Source organism: Streptomyces sp. NPDC102451 (assembly GCF_044765485.1).
In the GTDB taxonomy this organism is placed as follows: domain Bacteria; phylum Actinomycetota; class Actinomycetes; order Streptomycetales; family Streptomycetaceae; genus Streptomyces.
This window is the reverse complement of record NZ_JBIWKD010000003.1, coordinates 572990-596122: the sequence shown is the minus strand read 5'-3', so window position 1 is coordinate 596122 and position 23133 is coordinate 572990. Positions and strand designations below refer to the sequence as shown.

The window sequence follows — 23133 nt, the reverse complement described above, 5'->3', positions numbered from 1 at the left end:
CCTAACTTAGGTACCTGCGGTACGTTGACAACGTACCGTGAGTACTTTAGCGTCGGGAGTGCAAGATACTTCCGGTACGTTAAATGGTTGGGGGCCCGTCATGGGCGAGAAGTGGACGACGGCGAACATTCCGGATCAGCGCGGGCGGGTGGCCGTCGTGACCGGGGCCAACACCGGACTGGGGTACGAGACCGCCAAGGCGCTCGCCCGGCGCGGGGCGTCCGTGGTGCTCGCCGTGCGCGACGTCGAGAAGGGCGAGCGGGCCGCGGCCCGTATGACCGGCGACGTGAGCGTGCAGGAGCTGGACCTGACCTCGCTCGACTCCGTACGGACCGCGGCGGCGGCGCTGCGGTCCCGGCTCGGCCGGATCGACCTGCTGATCAACAACGCCGGCGTGATGTACACCCCGAAGCGGACCACCCGGGACGGCTTCGAGCTGCAGTTCGGCACCAACCACCTCGGCCACTTCGCGCTCACCGGGCTGCTGCTGGACCTGATGCTGCCGGTGCCCGGCTCGCGCGTGGTGACGGTCAGCAGCACCGGCCACCGCATCCGGGCCGCGATCCACTTCGACGACCTGCAGTGGGAGCGGTCGTACGGCAGGGCCGCCGCCTACGGCCAGTCCAAGCTGGCCAACCTGATGTTCACGTACGAGCTGCAGCGCCGGCTCGCCGCGCACGGCACCACCGTCGCGGTGGCCGCGCACCCCGGCATGTCCAGCACCGAGCTCGCCCGCAACACCCCCGCGGCCCTCCGGCTCCCGCTCACCTGGCTCGCGCCGCTGATCACCCAGACGCCGGCGATGGGCGCGCTGCCGACCCTGCGCGCCGCCGCCGACCCCGCCGTGCTCGGCGGTCAGTACTACGGTCCCGGCGGCCGCAACGAGATCATGGGCCACCCCCGGCTGGTCACCTCCAGCCCGGCGTCGTACGAGGTGACCGTCCAGCAGCGGCTGTGGGCCGTCTCCGAGGACCTCACCGGGGTGACGTTCCCCCCTCGTGCGGTCCGGGGAGTCCCCGGTGTCCTGTCCCGGATAACTGTGGGCAGGGCAAGGCTCTGACCTGTGGTGCCTTCAGATGGTTGGGGCACGACGGTGGTCACCACCGGGCGCGCGGTACGCCGTCGCTGTCGGGGAGAGCGGCTTGGAACGGCCGTAGACTCGCGCGCCATGGAAGAGATCTTCAGGCTCGGTGAGATCCGCTGTCCGTCGGGGACCCTGGTCGTCGTGGACGGCGGCTCTTTGGGGTTGTGGAGCGGTGAGCGGTCGCCGGCGGAGATTGATCCTGCTCTGCTTGGCGTTGACGACCCGGCGACGGCTGCCGAAGTGATCAACTCGGTCGACTTCGCCGGGGTGGGCCCGGACGCTTCGGTAGCGGTGCGCAGCTTCGACCGACAGCCGGGTGCATTGCTCCATGACATCCCCGCCTCCCGGGCGGCGGAGTTCGGGAGGATGTTCGAAGAGCACTGCCGGGCCGCTGGCCTGGACGCTCGCTTGGAGGCGTTGCCGGGCCGTGAACCGCATGCACAACGTGTGCGCCGGACTGCCGCTGAAGGCGGCGGCAGTTTCCTGATGTTCGGGGTGCCTGTCGTCGCGGTGGGCGGGGTGCCCCGCGACCGTCATCTGCCGGTGCTGGCTTCGCGGGTTGACCTCGGCGACGGTGTCGGGCCGCGCTGGTCAGAGGTATCGGTTCGGATGAGCGACGTCCCGGCGGAGTCATCCGTGCTGCTCGGTGACATCGGCGTTGACCGGGCCCGGGTGCTTTTCGGCGATACCGATGCCCTGAACGCCTGGCAGCACGACGAGCCTGTGGACGGCTTGGCCGACGTCGCGTTCTGGGGTGCTGCCGCAGAGGAAGCCGCCGCGACGTTCGCAGCACCGGAACTCGGCGAACCCGGCGAGGACGGTGTCCGCGGGTGGACCGGGCTGGCCGTGGCGGAGGCGATGGAGAAGGCTCGCGCTGTGCAGAGCTGGAAGGAGGAGACCGGGAGCCGCATGATGGTGGACTTCCGGCCCCATTCCCATCACTGGCAGGTCATGCGACAGATTCGGGCCTCTGAAGTCGAGGCCGGAACTGTGGACATCGGCGACGCCCGACTGCTCTGCGCGATGACGAGCTGGGGCGACGGCTACTTCCCCGTGTCGGCCGACCTGGATGCGTCAGGCACTGTGGTCGCGGTGCGGGTGAACTTCTCCGACGCGACTGCGTAGCCGTTCTGCCTCCGTGGGGGCCGGGGCAGCGAGGGGCGTCGACTGGCGATGCTGGAGGCCGAGCGAGAAGCTCTCCGAGTACCCACGTACCCAGTGGCCGGGGAGGGCGGTGCAGAGCGACTCCAGGTCGGCGAACGTACTTCCCCGGACGTGCAGCCAGCTGTGGTCACTCAGTCCGTCGAGCCGCAGGAGCTTCCCCGGTGCGGAGAACCAGCGCACGGGTGACTCCTCCTTCCCCGTCCACATCGGGTACTCGGGAAACTCCACCGGCGCGAACCGACTCGGCAGCTCTCGAATCAGGCCGGCGGGGAGTTCGCGGGCGTTGTAGAGCCGCCCTTCGCTGCCATGCAGCGTCTCGCTGAGTACGAGCTCGACACAGGCCAGGGAGACCCGCTCCAGGAAGGGAACCCAGCCATCGCGCGACTGGACGAACACCGGCGGATCGTCCTGACCGAGGTCCCGCAGCCGTACTCCCCAGAAAGCGCACCCCTGGTTCTCGCTGCGGAAGACGAGCACTCCACCGAACTCGTCGTGCACGAACAGCTCGGAAGGGCGCAGCAGCGGGTCCTGGTTGCCGGTGAGGTCGTGACGCGTACCGAGAAGCGAGTACGCCTCGCGCAGCGCGGTCGGCAGCGTGAGCCCCAGCATCTCCTCGGCTCGCTCCAGCTCCTCCGCTCGCGTACCCGCACTGTCGGCGAGCGGCTCCGCCCACGCTGCGGCAAAGTCCCGAACGAAGGCCCAGGCGCGCGCCCTGTCGGGTATCCCACCGCGCAGAGCTTGAGCCACATCGAACTCGTCAACCATGCGGTGGACCGTACAGGCCGGCCGGCTTCGCCGGGACTCCGCAGTCCATCACCCCCGCATGACGCGGAACACTTTTGCTAGCACTCGCTTGCAATAGTTAGCAAAGGTGGGGCACCATCGTGGCATGGCATCACTCAACGTCGGCAATCTCGGCGAGTACCTGCGTGAGCAGCGGCGTACCGCGCAGCTCTCCCTGCGGCAGCTCGCCGACGCCGCCGGGGTGTCCAATCCGTATCTCAGCCAGATCGAGCGCGGTCTGCGCAAGCCGAGCGCCGAGGTGCTGCAGCAGGTCGCCAAGGCCCTGCGGATCTCGGCCGAGACGCTCTATGTGCGGGCCGGGATCCTCGATGAGCGGGAGCGGGAGGAGCTGGAGACGCGGGCGGTCGTACTGGCCGATCCGTCGATCAACGAGCGGCAGAAGAACGTGCTGCTGCAGATCTACGACTCCTTCCGCCGGGAGAACGGTTTCGATGTCGCGCCCGACACCGGCGCCGGGTTCCACGGTGCCGCCGGTGCGGAGAGCAGAATCGATGCCGACGCGGACAGCGGCGCCGGTGACGCGGACGGTGCCGGTCCGGATGCCCGCGGCCCCCGCACGGCCGGCGGCAGTGATGCAGACCCACCAGCTACGAGCTAACCGACTTCTGATGATCCGGGAGGACCACAGTCATGGCCATCACCGATGACCTGCGCAAGACCCTCACCGACCCCACCCCCCTCTACTTCGCCGCCGGCACGGCCGACCTCGCCGTCGAGCAGGCGCGCAAGGTCCCGGCCCTGATCGAGCAGCTGCGGGCCGAGGCGCCCGAGCGGATCGAGGCCGTGCGCAACACCGACCCGAAGGCCGTTCAGGAGCGGGTCACCACGCAGGCCAAGGAGGCTCAGGCCACCGTGCAGGCGAAGGTGACCGAGGTCTTCGGGGCGCTGGACACCGACCTCAAGAAGTGGGGCGAGACCGCCCAGGACCTGGCGCTGCGGAGCGTGGGTGTGGCCGCCGAGTACGCCGTCCGGGCCCGTGAGACGTACGAGAAGGTCGCCGAGCGCGGCGAGCAGAGCGTACGGACGTGGCGCGGCGAGACGGCCGGGGAGATCGTCGAGATCGCCGCCGTCGTCGAGGCGGAGCCGAAGTCCGTGCCGAAGCAGAAGTCCGAGGCGGTGACCAAGCCGGTGACCAAGCCCGTGACCCCGGCCAAGCCGGCCGCCTCCGCGAAGCCGGTGGCGCCCGCGAAGCCCGTGGCCCCCGCCGCGAAGAAGCCCGCGCCGAAGCCCGCGGAGTCCAAGGCGTCGCCCGCCCCCGCGGCGAAGAAGCCCACGCCCGTGCGCAAGCCCGCGGCCAAGAAGGCGACCCCGCCCTCCGCGAAGTAGGCGCGGGCCGGGGTTGCCGGAAGAACGGGCCGGGCACCTTTCAGGGTGCCCGGGTCGTTGTCCCGGTACCTTGGCCGCGAGGCGCTCATCCACTGACTAGGCGGTGCTCACCGTGTTGCTCGAAGCATTCGGCTCGTTCCTCCAGCTGCTGTACCTGGCCATGCTCGTCCTGGCCGTGGTCGCGCTGGTCTTCGCCGTGACGGCGCGCGAGGACGCCTACCGGGCCGCGGACAAGCAGAAGAAGTCGTTCTGGCTGATCATCCTCGGCGCCACGGTCTTCGTGAACCTCGTCATCCCGATCCTGTTCCTGCAGATCGCGGGCGTGATCGCGTCCATCGTCTTCATGGTCGACGTGCGGCCGGCGATCAAGGCCGTATCGGGCGGCGGCGGCCGTCGCGGAGGGTCCAGCAGCGACGGACCGTACGGCCCCTACAACGGCGGGCGCTGAGCTCCCGCCGACGAGGCGGCACCGGGGCGGGGACGCGACGCGTTCCCGCCCCTCCGTCGTATCCGGGCCTCGTCGCGTTCCAGCAGCAGGACCGCCACGTCGTCGGTCAGCTCGCCGCCGTTCAGCTCCTGCACCTGGGTGACGGCGGCCTCCAGCAGCGCCTCGCCGCCGAGGCCCTGGTCCAGTCGCCCGTTGACCATCGCGACCATGCCGTCCTGGCCCAGCCGCTGGGTCCCCTCCTGCCCGACGCGCCCCTCGATCAGCCCGTCGGTGTACATCATCAGGCTCCAGGAGCCGCCCAGCTCGACCTGGCGGCGCGGCCACCGGGCGTGCGGCAGCAGACCGAGGGCCGGGCCGCCGTCCTCGTACGGGAGCAGGTGCGCCGCCCGGCCCTGGCGTGCGATCAGCGGCGCGGGGTGGCCCGCGATGCACAGGCCGGCGCGGCGGCCGTCGGGGGCGATGTCGAGGGTGCAGAGCGTCGCGAAGATCTCCTCGCTCTGCCGTTCGTGCTCCAGGACCTGCTGCAGCGTGGAGAGCAGGTCGTCGCCGCAGAGCCCGGCCAGCGTGAGCGCCCGCCAGGCGATGCGCAGCTCGACGCCGAGCGCGGCCTCGTCCGGTCCGTGCCCGCAGACGTCGCCGATCATCGCGTGGACCGTGCCGTCGGGCGTGCGGACCGTGTCGTAGAAGTCGCCGCCGAGCAGGGCACGGCTGCGGCCCGGCCGGTAGTGGGCGGCGAAGGCGAGATCGGAGCCGTCGAGGAGCGGGGTGGGCAGCAGCCCGCGCTCCAGCCGGGCGTTCTCCTGGGCGCGCAGCCGGGACTCGGTCAGCTGGTGCTGGGCGATGTCCGCGCGCTTGCGCTCCACGGCGTAACGGATGGCGCGGCTGAGGAGGCGTCCGTCGAGCTCGCCGCGGAAGAGGTAGTCCTGGGCCCCGACCCGCACGGCCTCGGCGGCCCGCTCGGCGTCGTCCTCCGCGGTGAGGGCGAGGACGGCGTGGCGCGGCGCGATGCGCAGGACGTGCTTGAGGGCGGCGAGCCCGTCCGGCAGGCCGGAACCGTCGTCGGGGCTGTCGGCGCGTACGCCGGCGGGCAGCGCCGCCGCCTCAAGGTCGAGGTCGAGCAGGATGCAGTCGACGTCGTCGGTGAGCAGCCGCCCGGCCTCGGTGAGGTTACGGGCGGTACGGACGCGGACCCGCGCCCCCGTGGTGGACGACAGGTCGGGGACGGCGAAGGTGCCCGCAGGGTCGTCCTCGATCACCAGGAGTGTGAGGTCGGCGCCGTGATTGGTCTCCGCAGCGGGAACGGCACGTTGCTGCGGTACGGGTACGGGCATCGGTTCGGGTTTCCTTCCCTCCCCCCGAGGGCGCGGCGGAACGACGATCGACGACCCGCCGACGGGGACGATAGCGGTCCGCGGCGGGGGAACGGAATGGCGCCCGCTGATCATCCTCTGTCATATGCGCGCCCATAAGCCGCGTCCCACCACGGATCCGGCGTGATGGGGCCGCACGAAACGGACATGAGGCCATGACGAACATCACGCGCTCGACACGCCTTGCGCACAACTCGCCGAGCCGGCCGTCCGTGCGGGGAGCGGGCCGTGCCGTGTGCCGCCCGTCACGCGCCGACCGCCGCGTCCCGGCGCCTACTTGTCCGGCCGGACCACGCCCAGGATCTGCATCGAGCCCGCACCCGTCAGCGTGACGTGCCGGCCGGGCCGGGGGGCGTGCACGATCGAGCCGTCGCCGACGTACATCCCGACGTGGCTGGCGTCGCTGTGGTAGATGATCAGGTCACCGGGGCGCATGTCCTGGATGGCGATGTGGGGCAGCTGCCTCCACTGCTCCTGCGAGGTCCGGGGGATCGGACGCTTCGCCGCCGCCCAGGCCTGTGAGGTCAGCCCCGAGCAGTCGTACGACCCCGGGCCCTCGGCTCCCCATACGTACGGCTTGCCTATCTGGGCGGTCGCGAAGGCCACCGCCTGCTTTCCGGCGGCGCTCGCCTCGCGGTTGATGTCCTTGAGCGCGCCGGAGGACAGCCAGGCGGCCTGCGCGGTGGACGCGGCGTCCTGCTCCAGCTCGAGGAGCCTGGCCTGCTCCTCCTTCGCGAGCTGCGACTCGAGCTTCTCCGCCGCCGCTATCTGCGCGTTGATGCTCTTCCTGGCCTTGGCCTGCTTGACGCGATTGGCCTCGATCTTCTCCCAGTTGAGGCTCGCGTCCTTCGTGTACGTCTCCAGGTCCTCCTGCGCCTGCTCCAGTTCGGTCAGCATGCCCTTGGTGGCCTGCTGACCCTGGCGGGCCTGGTTGACGCCGTCCATGAAGAGGTCGGGATCGCCGCTCAGCACCAGCTGCGCGCCCGGGGGGAGTCCGCCGTTGCGGTACTGCTCGCGGGCCTGGGCGCCCGCCCTGTCCTTCAGTTCGGCGATCCTCGCCTGGCCGTCGGCGATCGACTTGGTCAGCCGGGCGATCTCGCCGGACTGCTGCTCGGCCTGTTCCTCGGCGAGGTTGTACGCGTCGGTGGCGGCCCCGGCCTTGCGGTAGAGGGTGTCGATCTCCTCGCGGACCTCTTCGAGGCTCTTCTTCGGTGCGGCGGAGGCGGCGGGGGAGGTGGCGGTCGGGCCCGGTTCGGGTATCGGGGCGGCCATGGCCTGGACCGGCGCGGTCAGCAGGGCCAGTGCGCAGACCAGAGTGATCGCGGCAGTGGCACAGTGGCGTCGGTTCACAAGCTCCCCCTCCGGGCGAAAAGGCAACGAAAGCCGTATCGCGAACATCTGACTTACCGTCAGTAACATTTGGGTGACGACGCGATCGTGCCATGTTGTCCCGTAAAGCAACAGAGGTCCGCGTCACCCTCCCCGTCACACAGGGGGACGAACGGTGATCCACCGGTGTTCCCGGATGCGGTCACGTCCCTCGAACGTGTTGCCCCCCTGTCCGGCGCCGCTCACCCCGTGGCCGGCCGCAGCGCGGACCAGCGCACCGTGATCTCGCCCTGCCGCCACCGCCGTACGCCGTCCGTCAGGGGCCAGTCGGCGGAGACCGCGCGGACCGCCGCGATCCAGCGCTGCCGCGCGCCCAGCGGCGCGTACGGGGAGGCCGTGGCCCAGGCCCGGTCGAGGTCCCGCAGGAAGGCGTGGACGGGTTCGCCCGGCACATTGCGGTGGATCAGGGCCTTCGGGAGGCGTTCGGCGAGGTCCGAGGGCCGCTCCAGTGAGCCGAGCCGGGTCGCGAAGGTGACCGTGCGCGGCCCCTCCGGGCCGAGCGCGACCCATACGTGCCGGCGGCCGATCTCGTCGCAGGTGCCCTCGACCAGCAGGCCGTCCGGGGCGAGCCGGGCGCACAGCCGCTGCCAGACCGCCGCGACCTGACCCTCGTCGTACTGGCGCAGCACGTTCGCGGCCCGGATCAGGGACGGCCGGCCCGCCGTGGGGATCTCGAAGCCGCCGTGCACGAAGGTGAGGCCCTCCCGCTCGTACGGCTGCGCCGCGGCGACCCGGGCGGGGTCGATCTCGACGCCCACGACGGCCGTGCGCGGTTCGGCGGTGCGCAGTCGGCCCAGCAGCTCCACGGCCGTCCAGGGCGCGGCGCCGTAGCCGAGGTCGACCGCGACGGGCGCGTCGCTGCGGCGCAGCGCGGGGCCGTGGGTGTCGGCGATCCAGCGGTCCATGCGGCGCAGCCGGTTGGGGTTGGTGGTCCCGCGGGTCGCGGTGCCGATGGGGCGCTGGTGCATAGAGGGGAGCGTATGCGAAGCGCCGGAGGGCACACGCGGAGCAGCGGCGCGCGCGGGGGAACCCTCAGGCGCGCCGGTAGGAAGGGCAATGATTTGGCAAAGCGGAAATGAAAGGACAGGTTCCGCTGTTCTGGCCTTGGAAGGGGCCTTGTGCCCTGTACGTGTCATGCCCTGAGCGAGGAGGAGCGGACCCGTGAGCCAGTACGTCTCCCGGCTCGGCAGCAGCCGTGCGGCACCCCGTATCCGCTTCCCGGGCGCGTTCGCCGGGCACCGCAAGCCGCGCCGTGTCGCGATGCTCTCCGTGCACACCTCTCCGCTGCACCAGCCCGGCACCGGCGACGCCGGCGGCATGAACGTCTACATCGTGGAGCTGGCCAGGCGCCTCGCCGCGATCGGCATCGAGGTCGAGATCTTCACCCGGGCCACCACCGGCGGACTGCCCCCGACGGTCGAGCTGGCCCCCGGAGTCCTGGTCCGCCACGTCGACGCCGGACCCTACGAGGGCCTCGCCAAGGAAGAGCTGCCCGCACAGCTCTGTGCCTTCACCCACGGCGTGATGCAGGCCTGGGCCGGCCAGCGCCCCGGCTTCTACGACCTGGTCCACTCCCACTACTGGCTCTCCGGCCAGGTCGGCTGGCTCGCCGCCCAGCGCTGGGGCGTCCCCCTCGTCCACGCCATGCACACCATGGCGAAGGTCAAGAACGCCGCGCTCGCCGAGGGCGACACCCCCGAGCCCGCCGCCCGCGTCATCGGCGAGACCCAGATCGTGCACGCCTCCGACCGGCTCATCGCGAACACCGCCGGGGAGGCCGACGAGCTCATCCGCTTCTACGACGCGGACCCGGCGTCCGTCGCCGTCGTACACCCCGGCGTGAACCTGGAGCGCTTCCGCCCCGGCGACGGCCGTGCTGCCGCGCGCGCCCGCCTCGGCCTGCCGCAGGACGCCCTGATCCCCCTCTTCGCGGGCCGCATCCAGCCGCTCAAGGCGCCGGACGTGCTGCTGCGCGCCGTCGCCGTGCTCCTGGAGCGCGACCCCTCGCTGCGCTCACGCATCGTCGTGCCCGTCGTCGGAGGCCCCAGTGGCAGCGGGCTCGCCAAGCCGGAGGTCCTGCAGAAGCTCGCCGCGCGCCTGGGCGTCGCCGACGTCGTACGGTTCCACCCGCCGGTCGGCCAGGACCAGCTCGCCGACTGGTTCCGGGCGGCGTCCGTGCTGGTCATGCCCTCGTACAGCGAGTCCTTCGGGCTGGTCGCGATAGAGGCCCAGGCGACGGGCACACCCGTGATCGCGGCGGAGGTGGGCGGTCTGCCGGTCGCCGTGCGGGACGAGGTCAGCGGCTTCCTCATCCCGGGCCACGACCCGGAGGCGTACGCGCAGGCGCTGGGCCGGTTCGCCGACAACGCGGAGCTGGCCGGCCGGATGGGCGCGGCGGCGGCAGCACACGCCCAGTCGTTCGGCTGGGACACCGCGGCGTCCGCCACCGCCGACGTGTACACGGCGGCCATGCACGACCACCGGCGCCGCGCCCGCTCGCACCACGGCTGACGTGCCGTACCCCGGCTGAGCGCGCGTCCGCGCTGTCGTACGCTCGGACCATGGCTGACGTATCCGACGAGGCAGCAGCGGCGCAGGTCATCGAGGCGACGCTGAGCGGCGCGGGGCTCGACTGGGAGAGCCCCGGGCCCGGCACCTACGTCGTGAAGCTGCCCGGCACGCGCAAGCTGTCCACGACCTGTTCCCTGATCGTCGGGCAGCACTCCCTCTCCCTCAACGCGTTCGTCGTCCGTCACCCCGACGAGAACGACGCGGCCGTGCACCGCTGGCTCCTGGAGCACAACCTCCGCCTGTTCGGGGTGAGTTACGCCATCGACCCGCTCGGCGACGTCTACCTCGTCGGTCGGCTCCCGCTCTCGGTCGTCACGCCCGAGGAGCTCGACCGGCTGCTGGGCGTGGTCCTGGAGGCGGCGGACAGCGCGTTCAACCCGCTGCTCGAGCTGGGCTTCGCGAGCGCGATCCGCAAGGAGTACGCCTGGCGGGTGGAGCGCGGGGAGTCGACCCGCAACCTGGACGCCTTCACCCACCTGACGCAGCGCCCGTCGCCCTGAGGGCTGAGGGGCGGTCCGCCCTACGCGAGCTCCTCCAGCGCCGCGACCAGCCGCGGCGCCACCTCCTTCCACGTCCACTCCACCGCGTCGGGCCCCGCGCCCCGGGGCACCGTCTCGGTGAGCATGATCAGGTAGAGGTAGCTGCGGTACAGGCCGAGCCGGCGGCGTACGGACGGGGTGAACACCAGCGGCGCGCCCGTCGCCGCCGCGTATCCGGTGAGGAAGTCCGGGTCCGTCTCCGGGTCGCCGAACAGGGACGTGGAGACGAGATCGGCGACCGGGTCGCCCCAGAACATCCGCTCACCGTCGACGATCCCGCCGATGCGCCGGGCGCCGGGCTCCCCGGTCACCAGGAGGTTCCCCTGCCACAGATCGAAGTGGACCAGGGCGGGCCGGACCACCTCGTCCAGCACGTCCGACGCCCCGGCGAGCACCTCACGGACCCGCCCCACCGGCCATGGAAGCCGCGCGCCGTACGTCACGGCGTCCGCGAGCACGGCGTCGGTCATCGCCGTGAACGCCTCACGCCAGGTGGCGGAGAGCGGCCCCAGGGGCTCGGCGGGATACCCGTACCCACCGGGGCCGGTGATGCCGTGCAGCCGGCCGACGATGCTCCCGAACTCGGTGCGCAGAGCGCGTGTGTCGCCGGCCGTCAGCTCACCGGCGAGCTCGCTCCAGGGCCGCCCCGGGCGCGCGGTCATGACGACGTACGCCCCGGTCGGCGCCCCGGGGTCGAGCTCGCTGTGCACGACCCGCGGGATCACGTCGCCGTCCCCGGTGGCGGCGGCGTAGAAGGTCACCTCGTTGACGAGCAGGCGCTGTTCGTAGCTCAGTCCGGTGGTGTGCGCCGGAGGGACCTTCACCACCCAGTCCCTGCCGTCCGCGAAGGTCACGCGGGTGACGGTGTTGTACGTGCCCCCGGCGAGCGGCTCACGGGAGGCGGGACCACGGGCCCCGACGGCTTCCAGTACGGCGGTTGTCACGTCGACGGACACGGGCGGGGCCCCCATGGCTCGGCTGCGGGAGTCGACCGCCCCACAGTGCATTCACAGAGTGATCACAAGGGAGTCACGATCACATTCCGTGACCGTTCGGGGCGATCGTCGGACAGGTGTCCGATCGTAGAGTGTCGTGCACCGCTGCAGCCCTCTCGCACCGGCCCTGAATTCCAGGCCGGGGCAGGGCTGTTGCTCCTTCAGACGGAGAGATGAACGAACCATGCGCGCCACCGCCGTACGCCGTACCGCCCTCGCTGCCGCCGTGGCGTCCCTGACCCTGCTCGCCACCGCCTGCAGCGGCTCGGACTCCGACGCCAAGGGTGACGGCGGAACCTCGGGAGGCAAGGACGCCACCTCCTCCAAGCCCGCGGCGGTCAAGGCGCTGACGTCGGCCGAGCTGGAGAAGGTGTCGCTGGAGCAGGGTGACGTCGCGGGCCACAAGGTCTCGAAGACCGGCCCCGAGGACATCGCTCAGCCCGAGGACGTCACCGTCGACAAGAAGGAGTGCGAGCCCATCGGCTTCGCCTTCTACGGCGTGAAGCGGGGCACCCCGGTCGGGAACGCCGGGCGCAAGGTCGTCCAGGAGCCCAAGAAGGACGAGTCCGCCGACCCCGAGGACGCCCTCGCCGGCCTGCTCGACGTCACGTCGTCCCTGGTCACCCTGGCCTCGTACGAGGACGACGGCGCCGCGAAGAGCCTCGCCGAGCTCCGCGAGTCCGCGGCCAAGTGCGCGAGCGGCGGTTTCACCCTGACCATGAAGGGCTCGAAGCAGAAGGTCACCAAGGTGACCGAGGAGAAGGTCACGGGCGGCGAGGAGGCCCTCGCCTGGCGCGTGCAGATGGGGGAGGGGGACGCCGCGGCGCCCTTCAAGCTCGTGAGCCTGCGTCAGGGCGGCACGGTCGCCACCTTCTTCTCCTTCAACCTCGGCAAGACGGGTGCGGATTCCGACTTCGACCGGCCGACCGCGGTGATCGACGCGCAGGTCAAGAAGCTCGGCTGACGCTCGGCAGCTGAGGGGGCGGGGGAGCGGAGGACGCCCCCCGCCCCTTCGCCGTCCGGGGGCGGGCGAGGAACACGGCGACGACCACCGTCAGCGCTCCGGCGAGCTGCACCGGGGAGAGCGTCTCGTCCAGGACGAGATAGCCCAGCGTCATCGCGGCGAGCGGTGAGGCGAAGCCGAGCACGGACACGGTCAGCGCGGGCAGCCGCTCCACACCCCGGAACCACACCGCGTACGCGAGCAGGGCACCGACGAACGGACTGCTGGAGTCCCTCGGCGGCACCGACCGCCAGATCAGGCTGGGGTGACGGCCCGCCTCACGGCAGCGGTACGAGCCTGACCACGGTGACCGTCAGCACGGAACCGGAGACGTAGTAGAGGACGATGGCGCCGTACACCGTCGCCTCGCGCCGGTCGCGTTCACGCTTCACGGCGGTCGAGGCATGTCCGTACGGATCGAGGGCCAGCGTGCGCGCCATCTCGTCCCGGAACGAGTCGCCGTCGCGCATCTTGGCCAGGGTGTCGTCGGCGGGCGGCGCGTAGGAGATGCGGAAGCTCAAGCGACGTTCCGCCTCTCGGCCTCGTCCTGCGCCAGCCGGTCCAGGATCTGCTCGGCCTCGGGATCGGGCACGGACTCGAGCATCCAGTGCCGCATGACGGCCTGGATCTCGTGCACCCCGGCCTCGTTGATCGCGTGGTCGAACTCCTCGCGTCTCTCCTCGGGCAGCGCGGCCCGGATCGCAGGAATGCTGTTGGGCACCTCGACCTCGGTGCCGCCGACGAAGGTCTTCAGAGACTCGCCCATGATCGCTCTCCCCGATCCCCTTGCTCTCCGCGCCCCGCCTGCCCGTCCCTCCGGGGGTGTGTACCTGGGTAACAGGCAGGTGTGGGGGTCAGGTTAGCGGGTGCCCGGCCGGGCGGGGGACCGACTCCCGGCTGAGCCGGGCCAGGTGTACGTCGAGGAGCGCGACCCGGCCGGGCAGCGGTGACCTCAGGTCCCACCAACAGATGGCGGAGATCTCCTCGTTGGGCTCGAAGTCGCGCCGGGTGCGCGCATCGCCCGCGAACAGTGCCCCGTACTCGCGCCGTTGGTCGGGTGCCAGGACGAACCCGGCATGGCCGACGAACCGCAGGACACCGCCCGGAACCTGCCCACTCTCCTCGAACAACTCGCGTACGGCCGTCTCCCGGGCGCTCTCACCGGGCTCGATGCCTCCACCGTTAGGAACAGTTCACCTGTCTCAGAGCCACTGTCGTCTCAGTGGATCCGCCTCAGGGATCGGCAAGGAGTCCCCCGATAGGCGGTCGATGGTGTCTCACATTGAGCGACAGATTTTGCCCTGCTGTGACCTGGCAATCCATCGGCTCCGCCCGGTCCTGGGCTCGGTAGAATCAGCGGCTCATGGGGGTGCGGTGGGATCAGTAAGTGCCGGGGCAGGGTTCAAGTACTCCCTGGCCAGTGACGACGGTGGTAGCGACTTCTGGGGCTTCGCCCGCGAGGCCAGGGGTCTGTTCGGTGTGTCGGAGGACGGCTTTCGGCAGGTCGAGCTGCTGGGGTGCACGCCTGGCGGCGGGCTGCTGGCCGCCCTTGATCATGTCGGCGGCCGCCGCGCCCGGGCGGGGAACGCGGAGCTGGCCCTGCTGGATGCCGAAGGCGTCGAGATGGGGTCCTACTTCGTCAACGACGTCACCGCGATCGCCGCCAAGCCCTCAGCCTTTGGTGCCGACCTTGTCGATGTCACCGTGCAGCTCTGGTGCGACCAGACGCTTCCCGGCTCCGATCGGATGTGGGAGCTGATCCGAACCGGGCAGCTGAACCGGAAGGGCCTGTGGCACTCCCTGGACCAGCCGGGCCGGCGTGCGTGGTTGTCCGTGGCCCTGTGGTCCAGCGAATACCAGCGCCGCGGCAATAGCGCGGACATCGCGCCGGGCCGGGTTTTCGTGCTGGACGGCCAGCAGGTCCACGACGTGGACAGCTTCTACTGCGCGATCGGCGAGGCGGTCAACGGGCCCGGCGGGTACTTCGGGTGGAACCTCGACGCTTTGAATGACTGTCTCAGAGGCGGCTGGGGTGCCGCGCCTCCGTTCACCCTGGAATGGCAGTATGCCGAAGTTGCCAGGTCACGACTGGTGGACCACCGGGCTGTGCAGGGTGACCCGGCCACCTTGTTCGAGCTGATCCTGCACATCATCGGAGAGCATGACGTCGAGGTCGTCCTGGTGTGATTCGGGCGCCGACACATCGTGCCGTCGGTGGCGCGGGCGTGCCCCATTCCCATGCTCAGCGCTGTAGCGGCCCGAATCCGGTCGCGCTCACACCATCGTCCGCGAGAGGATCCTGCGAGCAGGAGCAGAACAACAGGGAGCCCGAGTGCACGGTCAGACAGCGAAGATCGCAACACGCTGCGGCGAGTGCGGCGCCATGGCAGTCCGGCAGGTGAACCAGTTCATCCTCGACGATGCCCTGTGGTCGGATTCCGAGTTCTCCTGCGCAGCCTGTGGCACCTATATATGCGAGGACGCAGGCCCGGGGACGGCGCCCGACGATGTGCGAGAGGCCCTGCTCGCCGCGAACGGACCCGCCAGGCTGCGACTCGCCGGTCCGCTACCAAGCCTCGTTCCGGCTCTGAAGGTCCTCAGGGAAGTCTCGGCGGTTTCCTTGTCGCGGGCCCAGGAACTGGTCGGCGAACTGAGCGGCGACGGCCTGGAAGGGACGTTGCCGGAGATGGAATTCCTGATGGCCCGACTGCGCACTCGCGGGGTCCCCGTCGACATTGATCAGCGGGAGGGGTTCCGTTGATGTCGCCGGCCGTCCGGAATTCCTGGATGCCACCGGAGCCGGTGAGCGACTATTCCGCCATGGAGCGAATCATCGACCTCGACCAGGCAGCCACGAAGATCACTGAACGCCGAAACGGCTGGGAAGCAGTCGGCCTGACCGTGGGATCCGTGACGTGGCGCGACGAGACTGCCTCCTGGCCCCAACCCCTCCAAACCGACAGGTCGCTGGTCATCGAGCCGGACTCGATTGGAGTACGCATCACGAACACCGTAGGAATCGAAGCGCACATCACCCTGTATCGGGGAGGCTGGGCCGACCTCGACACCCTGACAGGCGACAACGTCGTGTGCGACGCCCCGCAGGTCGCATCGGCAGACGCATTCGGCACCCTGCTTGACGTTCACGTCGCCCGCTTCTTGAGCTGACTCGTTCGAGGGTCATGTCTCCACAGAGTTGCCGCCGCGGAGGAGACCGAGTCGGTTCTGCTCCGGTTTGCGTGCTGCCTTCTTCTTCAGCTCGATGGTTTCGCGATAGAGGTTCGCGGTCACCGTAGCGAGGGCGTCGAGTTTGTCCTGTAGTTCGCCGGCCCTCTTGTTGGCCTTGCGGAGCTTGGTCTTCAGCTCGGCGATCGTCTCATCGCGGCGGATCTCTCCCGGCGTGCGCAGGACGGGGTGGGCAACTTTGGCGTCCCATTCAGCCAGGATGTCCTGGGCGCGATGGACGGTGGCATGGCTGACCCGCGCCTCGCGGGCCAAGTTCTCCTTCGTCAACGCGCCATTGCTGTGGAGGGGTTCTCCGGCCAGAAGTCGGGCCATGGCTTCGCGTAGTTTGTCGGCGGTTGCCGCGGACACCGGCATCAGGTGCTCTCCTTGAGTCGGTCGATCTGTTGGGTGGCGGCGCGGACCTCCGCGAGTCGGGCCAACGCTTGGTCGCGCAGGGGCTTGGAGAGCTTCTTCTTCAAGAACTCCACCAGGTCGGCCTCCTCCATTCGCCAGATCCGTTCGTGCGACAGCGTCAGAACGGAGTTGCGGCAGCGTGAAGGCTGGCAGGCTCCCAGCAGTGGTGCTTGGCCGCGCTGGGCGAGGGGGAGCTGGTTCTGACACTCCGCGGTGGGTGCGTTCCACATGCAGTGGTTGACCGTGCCCAGGTGCAGGTCGGCGAACTCGTCCCGCAGCAGGGTGATCTCCAGCCGTTCGTCAGCGATCTGGGCTCGCAGTGACGGCCTCTGGTCGATGGCGGTGTTGACCTTGTCCAGTCCGGCGTGGAAGCGGGCGGCGCCGGGTCCGACCGCTATGGTCTCCCCGCTGCGGCGGGCTTTGAGGAGGCTCACGAGCTTGCGGGCGGCCGCGGTCTGCAGGTCGGTGTCGAACTCCTTCGCCCACTTGGCGTCGATCTGGCCGTATGCCCCGGATAGGCGGTTGGCCAGAGCGCGCCGCGCCGCGTGCTTGAGCTGGATGCCGACCGCGATCTCGCCGTCCGGTTGCTGGCTGGCGATGATCGACATGGTCCTGCGAAACATGTGCGGGCGGACACGCCCGCTCGGTATCTCCTCCAGGCCGGTGAGGTGCCGGTTGGCGTTCACCTGCGCGATGAAGAGGTCGATGTCGGCTGCCGCCTTAATACCGACGCGTCCCGCGCCCAGTGCTGTGAAGAGGTGGGTGTCGTGCCAGGACAGGCGTTCGGCCACCGCCAGGGTCTGCGCGACAGGCTCGATGATCCACCAGTTCTTTCTGGGCGTCGAGGAGTCCCCCTTCACCTTGCGGGAGGCGATCGCCGGGGAACCGTAGTGCTGGGTGAGTGCGCCGCGCTGGATCTCCTGAATCTCCGAGTCGCGCATGGCACTCAGCGCGGCGACGAAGATGTAACAGGCTGCCCTGAGCATGTGAAGCTCCAGGATCAGCTTCCGTTCGTAGCTCACCACTGGGTGAATACCGGTTGCCAGGACGTGGAGTACGGCCTCGCGCCGACGCCGGCTGGCCCGGCTTGTGTTGTTGAAGAGACTCATCTGCGCGGGCGTTTCCAGCACAAGCTCCTCCAGCCTGGACCACACCGGCTCACCCGCGCGGCCCGAGGCCGCTCCGTTCGCGTGGACGGGGATGACGTTGGCCGGATTGGCCAGCCACCTGTGGAGCGTGTCGTCCAGGTACTGCCGGGAGCGCTTGACCGACTCCTGCGTAGGGAAATGTGACACCCTCCGCCTGACCTCCAGGGGACCGAGAGTTTCGACCCTGCCGGTTTCCTCGATCATCCGCAGGACCTCCGACCGGCGCATCGCACCCTGTTTAGTACCGGCGAGCTCGAAGATCTTCTTGCTGGCGCCTCCCGTGATGCTCCGGCTGAGCAGAGCCCATATCGGGACCCCTTTCGGCTGCCATCGGGTGTCGTGCGGGTTGAGGGGAACCAGGTTCGCGGGATCAGCGAGCCACTGCTGCAACTGCGAGTCGGTACTGTCCGCTGTCAGACGACGCGGCGACGGATCCTGCATTGTCAACCGGTCGGGCTCACGGTCTCGCCGCTCCAGGATGTCTGCGGAGAATCGGTCGATGTAGGCCCAGGCCGCCCGTAGCAGCGGCCACCAGACCTCCGGCGGAATCGACGGCGTGGACAGGTTGTCGCTGGCCGCGAGCTTGGCCACCTCACTGTCCGTCTTCCCCGGCCAGGGGTCCTCCAGCACTCCGGTGCCCGTCAGAACTCCGGAGTACCGCACCAAGCGCCGCACTGCGCCGACCGTACTGCGTACCGACTCGGGCCCGGTGCTTGAGGCACGGTGGTCGATGTAACCCTGCCAGTCCTCGGTCGCCCACATCTGCAGGTCATCCGGCATGCCTTCTTTGACCGCCCAGGTACCCAGGGCAGCCAGGCAAATGCACTCCTTGCGGACTGTGGCCGGACTCCAGATCTTTCGGCCGGGGAAGATTCCCGCGTCCCTCAGCGCTCGGTGGTGAGGGTTGAGCATGCAGAACGCGACCTCCCGCGCCCGCAGGTTCCAGACGGGGTCGAGCGGGAAGGAGCACTTCCACTCATGCGGCTTTCGGTTCGCCGGCCGCCTGAGGCAGTCGCAGGGCCACTCGTCGACCCGCCCGAACACCGGCCCCGCGACTCCAGGGAGTTGCCCGGACATGGCCGTGTAGACCGGCTCGTCGTCGGCGAAGGTACGCGATGCCAGCCGGACGAGAGCGGCAGCCGAAGTGGGGGCGGTCATCGGTCGTACTCCGTTCGCATGCCCAACGACAAGTTGAGGCGAATGTCTTGTTCCTTGATCGCCCGACGGGCCGCGGGCAGGTGTTCGGCGCACTCCTCGAACACCTCGGCCAAAGCCCTCGCTTGGCGCCCCCAGACGGCTTCCCAGACCATGGGCGGCTGGGTCAGGCGCATCTGCTCGATGTGGTCGGACAACAGGAGCTGCTGCGGCAGCTGGGTGACGAACACGACGGCGTTGCCGCAGATCATGCACATCGCCGGCGCGACATGGCAGAGCTTGCCCGGGCTGCTGTGCGGGGAGTCCAGGGGGTCCTTGCAGTTGCTCACGCCCATGTCCAGCTCGCCAGCACTCAGTGCGGCTCCCAGTTCAGGGCTCACGCCCAGCGCCTGGGCGACCTCGGGCTCGCCCAAGCGGGACTGCGCGTGGGGGGTGACCAGGACCGGCTTGGCCGCGAGCCGGTCGAAGACGAGCTGCTGGGCGCGGTTCATCGCCGCCCCGGCCAGGACATGGGCGGTGGTGCCGTGGGCGTAGTGCCCCTGGAACACCTGAATGCTGTGGTCGTCGCCGGCCATGTCGGACAAGGTGCCGCCCAGGGCGACAACCCGCGTGGTCTTCGCGGTTTTGCGCAGACGACGCGCCTCATGCGGCTCGGAGATGTCCAGGACGGTCGCACCAGACGCGTCGAGGTGCGACGCGATCCAGTGCGTGAAACGCCTCCCCGGATCAACGAACCTGGCAAAACGGGCGTCCATGGTGCTGCGATTCTCGGCGGACTCCACTGCGGTGAACAGCCAGGGCTCACCGCCGAACACCTCGCGGGTCAGCGCGGTGGCCTGCACCAGACGCCGCAGCAGCCCGGCCACGTCCCACTCGCCGCGACCTTCGTAGGCGAGTTCTCCAGGGCCCTCGCCCTCCTCCAATGGCCGGTCGGTCACGTGGTAGTCGGCGCGGATCCGCTCAGCCCGGTTCTTGACCTGGACGACGCGCACCCCCTGGGCACTGAATTCGAGGTCCGGGACTTGGAGCGCTGCCAGTTCATCCGTGGTGCAGTCGAGCATCGCAAGGAGCAGCAGCACCCGAAACGGGTGCAGGTCCAACTCTTGAGGGAACAGGAACCCGTTCGCGGCCCGCATGAGGCCGTAGCGACCGGCGAGGGCGCCCTTACTGGCCGGACGTACGTCCTGCAGTTCCTCGGGCCAATACCTGGCGTGAGGCGGAAGGCCGTCTTGGAGACCGTCGCTGGTCAGCACGCGGTGGCGAGCAGCCCAGACCAGATTCGACAGTTCCCTCCACCCGTGCTCGCGCGGATCCCGGCCGACCGCCAAGAGCTCTCTGCCCCGGGTCAGCCGCTTCTCCAGAGCCCGGAGATCCGCCTGGGCCGCGCCCTTCAGGGCCAGGCGTTCAGCGTTGGAGAACTCGTCGAACGGTTGGCTGCTGGCCTTGCGCGCACTGGCGGGAGCCGCCGCACGTTTGCGGAGCTTGTCCGGCACCTTCGCATCCCGCTCAGCACGGTGATGGATCAGCACCAGCAGGGCCCTGGCGAACTGCCACGGCCGCCCCGCGTCCTGCGGATACCTCGCCAGGAGATCGTTCTCCCAGGCGTAGATGACCTCGGTGAGGTCGATGCGGTCATCGTCCAGACGGGCATCGGCCGGGTCCAGGCCCGACGCGATCAGATACGGGCCGGCGAACTTCGCGAACGCACGAACCGCCCCCGAATAGCCGTCGCTGTTCTTCAACGCCGCCTTGTGGTGGTAGTCGAGCCAGGCGTCGGCCAGCTGTGCGACCAGCACCGGGCAGTCGTAGTCACCCGGATCGATCCGGCTGGCGGCCAGCCGGCCCCGTTTCACCTCTGTCAGCTCCCGCACGCCGATGCGGTCAACTTCGCGTACGGTCGCGGGCCGCGGCGGAATGGCGGCTGACTGGGGGCGGCGCTCTCCTCGGCGCGGCATCAGGTGGCCCAGCCGGAGGCGTGGCGAGCGGCCAGGTCCGCGTAGGTGCGGTCCTCCTCGTTCCAGTCCCTGATAGCCCTCGCGACCAGCAAGTTCGTCCTTCTTTTGTAGGTCAGGTAGCGCATGGTCGACTCCGGTCGGCGGTGTCCGAGGAGCCGCATAACGGTCAAGAACGGATTGCGGGACACGTGGTCGGCCGCGTAGGCCGGTGTATGGCCGGTGAGGCGGAACTGCTCGGCGTCTTGGGCGATCAGCAGCTCAGTCAGTTGCTCGAGCATGAAGATCGCGAATGTGTGGCGCAGGTCGTGGATTCGGACCCTGCTCGGCATCTCCAGGGGCAGGCCGTACTCAGCGGCGATCCGTAGCGTCCGGGCGTGGGCGGCGGTGAAGACCTGTTCCCAGCGCTGGCTGCTGATCATCCGCCCGTTGCGTCCGACGAACAGTGCCATCGGCTCCAGTCCGTGGTCGCCCTCGATGACCGTGATTCGTCGCAGCGGGGCCTTCATTGCCTTGACGGTGTAGGTCCGTCGGCGGCCCTCATGGATTCCGCTGACTTTCATCGTGCGCAGGTTGACGTCGTCGACGACGAAGAGCTCGTCGCGTTGGCGGTGCAGGTTCCGTGCGGCCTTGCGGATGCAGCTGGCGCGCTCGGTCCGCCGGTACCAGTCCAGGTCTCGCAGCATGGCGTCCTGGACCTCGACGGTCCTGGGCAGGCCGAATTTCGCGATGGCCTCCAGCTCGACCTCGCAGGCAGAGCCGTCCCGACGCGCAGGACCGACCTCGATGTCGAACAAGGTGCTGAACTCGCGCAGGCGAAGTCCGGTCGTGATGGCCAGGTTGCCCCCGCAGCTGTTTCGCAGCGCGTGCCCAGAGCGGAACGAGGGGTCGGCCGCCCCGTCGGGCAGTAATCCGCGAAGGCCCACCCGGTCCAGGAACCACCATTGCCCGAACGTCAGATGGCGCACATCCAGCTGGGTGGTCGACCCCCAGGCAAGAATGTCCCTGCCGTTCTTCTTCCGGTAGTACGGGCGCCGATCGAGAACCTTCGCCTCGTCGACGGCCCAGTCGTAGAAGCGGTTGATCGTGGCCCGCCGGCGCTTCCACGTTGCCGGTCCCATCGGTTCATCGCGGTACTCGGTGCAGTATTCGCGGTAGGCGATCAGATCGTCCTCATCAGCCGACAGCACATCGGCCGGCGGGTCCAACCTGGCCAGGAAGTCGTCCAGGTCGAGGAAGTCGTAGGTGTAGTCCTGCAGGGACTTGGCCTCGAGCGTCTTGGCCAGTTCGAAGAAGAACGAGCAGTGAGGCTCCCTGGGGCGCATGTCCGGCCCGAGAAAGAACGGGGTGCCGTCCTTCAGGGCCTTGTCCCGGCTCGTGTACTGAGCTCCGTCCAGACCTACCTCGGGTATCGGCTCGTAGAAACGACGTACCTTGCTGCGTGACGTGAAGAAGTAGCTCATGGGTCCTTTGAGACATCGGGATCACCATGAACATAACTAACTCCCAGCTCAGAGACGGTGTCGTGAGAAGCTGGCTGAGACAGCTACAAACCCTTGGCATAACCGCCGGGCAGCTCCCAGGACGCCCGGTTCCGGTCGTGGACCATGAGCACGCAGCCTCCGTGCCAGAGGGCCGCCAGCGCCACGGGAACGGGAGCGTCCCGGGGAGGCGAGTCCTCTCGCCCCGGGGTGAAGGAGACCAGGAGATTGCCACGGCTGTCGGCAGCGAGCGGCTCAGCGGCGTACTCGGTCATGCCGGAAGTCTTCCCCCGCGCACGCCTCCCGGAACAACGGCCGTACGGATGCCGGGCCTTCCCGCCCCCGTGCCGCGATAGGTTGCCCGCCATGACCGGACTCGGACCCGTCGCCTGGCCCCCCGCCCCGATCAGGACCGAACGGCTCGTGCTCCGCGAGTCCGAGGCCCGGGACCGACCGGCGTTCATCGAACTGTTCGCCTCCCCGGACGTACGCACCTACCTCGGCGGCCCCCGCCCACGCGCCGAGCTCGAACGCGCGGTCCCCGGGACACCGGGACGACGCCCCGGCCTCTTCGTGGTCGAACGCGCCGGAGCGATGATCGGCACGGTCACGCTGGACCGCCGCGACGCGGAACGGGCCACCGGGACAGCGGAGATCGGCTACATGTTCCTGCCGTCGTCCTGGGGCCAGGGGTACGCCACCGAGGCCTGCACGGCGGCACTCGCCTGGTTCACGGAAACACTCCCGGACGAACCGGTGGCGCTCTGCACCCAGACGGCCAACACCCGGTCGCTGCGCCTGGCGGCGAAGCTGGGATTCACGGAGGCGGAACGGTTCGAGGAGTACGGGGCGGAGCAGTGGCTGGGGGTGCGGGGGGCGGGGGCTGCCGCTACGGGCGGCGAGTGACGGGGTGGCCAGGAACTCCCGCGCCCCAGGAGGTGGGCACGAGGAAGCACCCGGCGACTGGCCTGGGGTGTGTCACGGAGGGAGCGAGCGGCCTCCCTACTGCATCGCATCGCAGCTTTCACAGCGGCTCACAGCCTCCCGCTGGGTGTTGCCCTGGGT

The 23133-nt window shown here is 69.6% G+C and carries 25 protein-coding genes and 1 pseudogene; 12 read left to right on the top strand and 14 right to left on the bottom strand.

The window, feature by feature from the left end; genetic code table 11:
• The first annotated feature begins 100 nt into the window (after positions 1-100).
• The gene (locus ACIRD8_RS09870; RefSeq protein ID WP_403988497.1) at positions 101-1060 is read left to right on the top strand and encodes an SDR family NAD(P)-dependent oxidoreductase; all 960 of its coding nucleotides are present in this window, start codon (positions 101-103) and stop codon (positions 1058-1060) included.
• A 108-nt stretch (positions 1061-1168) separates the two neighbouring features.
• Positions 1169-2209, top strand: coding sequence for a hypothetical protein (locus tag ACIRD8_RS09865; protein ID WP_403988495.1), 1041 nt, complete (start codon positions 1169-1171; stop codon positions 2207-2209).
• Here ACIRD8_RS09865 and ACIRD8_RS09860 read toward each other — a convergent pair.
• The gene (locus ACIRD8_RS09860; RefSeq protein ID WP_403988493.1) at positions 2159-3013 is read right to left on the bottom strand and encodes an SMI1/KNR4 family protein; all 855 of its coding nucleotides are present in this window, start codon (positions 3011-3013) and stop codon (positions 2159-2161) included. The two genes, ACIRD8_RS09865 and ACIRD8_RS09860, sit on opposite strands and share 51 nt — an antisense overlap.
• Positions 3014-3137: 124 nt before the next feature.
• On the opposite strand from ACIRD8_RS09860, the gene ACIRD8_RS09855 reads away from it, so the two are divergent.
• The 3 genes from ACIRD8_RS09855 to ACIRD8_RS09845 all read left to right on the top strand — a co-directional run bounded on the left by ACIRD8_RS09855 (position 3138) and on the right by ACIRD8_RS09845 (position 4826).
• The gene (locus tag ACIRD8_RS09855) at positions 3138-3650 is read left to right on the top strand and encodes a helix-turn-helix domain-containing protein (RefSeq protein ID WP_403988491.1); all 513 of its coding nucleotides are present in this window, start codon (positions 3138-3140) and stop codon (positions 3648-3650) included.
• Between the two features lie 32 nt (positions 3651-3682).
• Positions 3683-4378, top strand: coding sequence for a hypothetical protein (locus ACIRD8_RS09850; protein ID WP_403988489.1), 696 nt, complete (start codon positions 3683-3685; stop codon positions 4376-4378).
• A gap of 112 nt (positions 4379-4490) precedes the next feature.
• Positions 4491-4826 (top strand): DUF2516 family protein, encoded by a 336-nt coding sequence (locus ACIRD8_RS09845; RefSeq protein ID WP_359467581.1) that lies wholly within the window; start codon positions 4491-4493, stop codon positions 4824-4826.
• On the opposite strand, the gene ACIRD8_RS09840 is transcribed toward ACIRD8_RS09845, so the two are convergent.
• The 3 genes from ACIRD8_RS09840 to ACIRD8_RS09830 form a co-directional block, all read right to left on the bottom strand.
• Positions 4808-6157 carry a PP2C family protein-serine/threonine phosphatase gene (locus ACIRD8_RS09840; RefSeq protein WP_403988487.1) on the bottom strand — a complete coding sequence of 450 codons (1350 nt, stop codon included), beginning with the start codon at positions 6155-6157 and terminating at the stop codon, positions 4808-4810. The genes ACIRD8_RS09845 and ACIRD8_RS09840 overlap by 19 nt on opposite strands.
• Before the next feature lie 312 nt (positions 6158-6469).
• Complete coding sequence (locus tag ACIRD8_RS09835) at positions 6470-7546, bottom strand: NlpC/P60 family protein (protein ID WP_403988485.1); 1077 nt, start codon at positions 7544-7546, stop codon at positions 6470-6472.
• A gap of 221 nt (positions 7547-7767) precedes the next feature.
• Entirely contained in the window at positions 7768-8553 is a 786-nt protein-coding gene (locus tag ACIRD8_RS09830; protein ID WP_403988484.1) for a class I SAM-dependent methyltransferase, read from the bottom strand.
• A 193-nt stretch (positions 8554-8746) separates the two neighbouring features.
• On the opposite strand from ACIRD8_RS09830, the gene mshA reads away from it, so the two are divergent.
• Both mshA and ACIRD8_RS09820 read left to right on the top strand, forming a co-directional pair.
• Positions 8747-10096, top strand: a complete 1350-nt coding sequence (gene mshA / locus ACIRD8_RS09825; protein WP_403988482.1) for a D-inositol-3-phosphate glycosyltransferase — start codon at positions 8747-8749, stop codon at positions 10094-10096.
• A 50-nt stretch (positions 10097-10146) separates the two neighbouring features.
• On the top strand, positions 10147-10656 hold the full coding sequence (locus tag ACIRD8_RS09820; protein WP_403988480.1) for a YbjN domain-containing protein: 510 nt from the start codon (positions 10147-10149) through the stop codon (positions 10654-10656).
• A 20-nt stretch (positions 10657-10676) separates the two neighbouring features.
• Here the strand turns inward: ACIRD8_RS09820 and ACIRD8_RS09815 are convergent, their stop codons facing one another.
• Positions 10677-11651, bottom strand: a complete 975-nt coding sequence (locus ACIRD8_RS09815) for a phosphotransferase family protein (RefSeq protein WP_403988478.1) — start codon at positions 11649-11651, stop codon at positions 10677-10679.
• Positions 11652-11874: 223 nt separating this feature from the next.
• Between ACIRD8_RS09815 and ACIRD8_RS09810 the strand changes: the two genes are divergently transcribed.
• Positions 11875-12654 (top strand): hypothetical protein, encoded by a 780-nt coding sequence (locus ACIRD8_RS09810; RefSeq protein WP_403988477.1) that lies wholly within the window; start codon positions 11875-11877, stop codon positions 12652-12654.
• Here the strand turns inward: ACIRD8_RS09810 and ACIRD8_RS09805 are convergent.
• The 4 genes and pseudogenes from ACIRD8_RS09805 to ACIRD8_RS09790 all read right to left on the bottom strand — a co-directional run.
• Positions 12638-12907, bottom strand: a pseudogene (locus ACIRD8_RS09805) (EamA family transporter); the annotation flags it as partial. The gene ACIRD8_RS09810 and the pseudogene ACIRD8_RS09805 sit on opposite strands and share 17 nt — an antisense overlap.
• A 64-nt stretch (positions 12908-12971) precedes the next feature.
• A complete protein-coding gene (locus ACIRD8_RS09800; RefSeq protein WP_403988475.1) occupies positions 12972-13214 on the bottom strand; it encodes a hypothetical protein in 243 nt (80 codons plus the stop codon).
• Positions 13211-13459, bottom strand: a complete 249-nt coding sequence (locus tag ACIRD8_RS09795) for a hypothetical protein (protein WP_031093484.1) — start codon at positions 13457-13459, stop codon at positions 13211-13213. Before ACIRD8_RS09795 ends, ACIRD8_RS09800 begins: the two co-directional genes overlap by 4 nt.
• A gap of 88 nt (positions 13460-13547) precedes the next feature.
• The gene (locus ACIRD8_RS09790; protein ID WP_403988717.1) at positions 13548-13865 is read right to left on the bottom strand and encodes an NUDIX domain-containing protein; all 318 of its coding nucleotides are present in this window, start codon (positions 13863-13865) and stop codon (positions 13548-13550) included.
• Positions 13866-14067: 202 nt separating this feature from the next.
• On the opposite strand from ACIRD8_RS09790, the gene ACIRD8_RS09785 reads away from it, so the two are divergent.
• The 3 genes from ACIRD8_RS09785 (at position 14068) to ACIRD8_RS09775 (ending at position 15861) form a co-directional block, all read left to right on the top strand.
• Positions 14068-14880, top strand: coding sequence for a barstar family protein (locus ACIRD8_RS09785; protein ID WP_403988473.1), 813 nt, complete (start codon positions 14068-14070; stop codon positions 14878-14880).
• A gap of 211 nt (positions 14881-15091) precedes the next feature.
• Entirely contained in the window at positions 15092-15454 is a 363-nt protein-coding gene (locus ACIRD8_RS09780; RefSeq protein ID WP_403780662.1) for a hypothetical protein, read from the top strand.
• A 59-nt stretch (positions 15455-15513) separates the two neighbouring features.
• Positions 15514-15861 carry a hypothetical protein gene (locus ACIRD8_RS09775; RefSeq protein WP_403988470.1) on the top strand — a complete coding sequence of 116 codons (348 nt, stop codon included), beginning with the start codon at positions 15514-15516 and terminating at the stop codon, positions 15859-15861.
• Between the two features lie 12 nt (positions 15862-15873).
• Here ACIRD8_RS09775 and ACIRD8_RS09770 read toward each other — a convergent pair whose 3' ends face one another.
• The 5 genes from ACIRD8_RS09770 to ACIRD8_RS09750 form a co-directional block, all read right to left on the bottom strand.
• Entirely contained in the window at positions 15874-16293 is a 420-nt protein-coding gene (locus ACIRD8_RS09770; protein ID WP_403988468.1) for a hypothetical protein, read from the bottom strand.
• Positions 16293-18638 carry a hypothetical protein gene (locus tag ACIRD8_RS09765; protein WP_403988466.1) on the bottom strand — a complete coding sequence of 782 codons (2346 nt, stop codon included), beginning with the start codon at positions 18636-18638 and terminating at the stop codon, positions 16293-16295. The genes ACIRD8_RS09770 and ACIRD8_RS09765 overlap by 1 nt, the downstream gene beginning before the upstream one ends.
• Complete coding sequence (locus ACIRD8_RS09760; protein ID WP_403988465.1) at positions 18635-20506, bottom strand: hypothetical protein; 1872 nt, start codon at positions 20504-20506, stop codon at positions 18635-18637. The genes ACIRD8_RS09765 and ACIRD8_RS09760 overlap by 4 nt, the downstream gene beginning before the upstream one ends.
• 83 nt (positions 20507-20589) lie before the next feature.
• Positions 20590-22050, bottom strand: coding sequence for a site-specific integrase (locus tag ACIRD8_RS09755; protein ID WP_403988464.1), 1461 nt, complete (start codon positions 22048-22050; stop codon positions 20590-20592).
• 83 nt (positions 22051-22133) lie between these two features.
• A complete protein-coding gene (locus ACIRD8_RS09750) occupies positions 22134-22343 on the bottom strand; it encodes a hypothetical protein (protein WP_403988463.1) in 210 nt (69 codons plus the stop codon).
• 91 nt (positions 22344-22434) lie between these two features.
• On the opposite strand from ACIRD8_RS09750, the gene ACIRD8_RS09745 reads away from it, so the two are divergent.
• On the top strand, positions 22435-22974 hold the full coding sequence (locus ACIRD8_RS09745) for a GNAT family N-acetyltransferase (RefSeq protein ID WP_403988462.1): 540 nt from the start codon (positions 22435-22437) through the stop codon (positions 22972-22974).
• Positions 22975-23133: the final 159 nt, after the last annotated feature.

Bases quoted from the DNA above. Each gene is read 5' to 3' on its own strand.
- ACIRD8_RS09765 (WP_403988466.1), bottom strand. From the start codon at position 18,638: ATGACCGCCCCCACTTCGGCTGCCGCTCTCGTCCGGCTGGCATCGCGT.
- ACIRD8_RS09840 (WP_403988487.1), bottom strand. From the start codon at position 6,157: ATGCCCGTACCCGTACCGCAGCAACGTGCCGTTCCCGCTGCGGAGACC.
- ACIRD8_RS09870 (WP_403988497.1), top strand. From the start codon at position 101: ATGGGCGAGAAGTGGACGACGGCGAACATTCCGGATCAGCGCGGGCGG.
- ACIRD8_RS09860 (WP_403988493.1), bottom strand. From the start codon at position 3,013: ATGGTTGACGAGTTCGATGTGGCTCAAGCTCTGCGCGGTGGGATACCC.
- ACIRD8_RS09795 (WP_031093484.1), bottom strand. From the start codon at position 13,459: ATGGGCGAGTCTCTGAAGACCTTCGTCGGCGGCACCGAGGTCGAGGTG.
- ACIRD8_RS09750 (WP_403988463.1), bottom strand. From the start codon at position 22,343: ATGACCGAGTACGCCGCTGAGCCGCTCGCTGCCGACAGCCGTGGCAAT.
- ACIRD8_RS09820 (WP_403988480.1), top strand. From the start codon at position 10,147: ATGGCTGACGTATCCGACGAGGCAGCAGCGGCGCAGGTCATCGAGGCG.
- ACIRD8_RS09850 (WP_403988489.1), top strand. From the start codon at position 3,683: ATGGCCATCACCGATGACCTGCGCAAGACCCTCACCGACCCCACCCCC.
- ACIRD8_RS09755 (WP_403988464.1), bottom strand. From the start codon at position 22,050: ATGAGCTACTTCTTCACGTCACGCAGCAAGGTACGTCGTTTCTACGAG.
- ACIRD8_RS09775 (WP_403988470.1), top strand. From the start codon at position 15,514: ATGGAGCGAATCATCGACCTCGACCAGGCAGCCACGAAGATCACTGAA.
- ACIRD8_RS09855 (WP_403988491.1), top strand. From the start codon at position 3,138: ATGGCATCACTCAACGTCGGCAATCTCGGCGAGTACCTGCGTGAGCAG.
- ACIRD8_RS09810 (WP_403988477.1), top strand. From the start codon at position 11,875: ATGCGCGCCACCGCCGTACGCCGTACCGCCCTCGCTGCCGCCGTGGCG.
- ACIRD8_RS09770 (WP_403988468.1), bottom strand. From the start codon at position 16,293: ATGCCGGTGTCCGCGGCAACCGCCGACAAACTACGCGAAGCCATGGCC.
- ACIRD8_RS09830 (WP_403988484.1), bottom strand. From the start codon at position 8,553: ATGCACCAGCGCCCCATCGGCACCGCGACCCGCGGGACCACCAACCCC.
- ACIRD8_RS09865 (WP_403988495.1), top strand. From the start codon at position 1,169: ATGGAAGAGATCTTCAGGCTCGGTGAGATCCGCTGTCCGTCGGGGACC.
- ACIRD8_RS09745 (WP_403988462.1), top strand. From the start codon at position 22,435: ATGACCGGACTCGGACCCGTCGCCTGGCCCCCCGCCCCGATCAGGACC.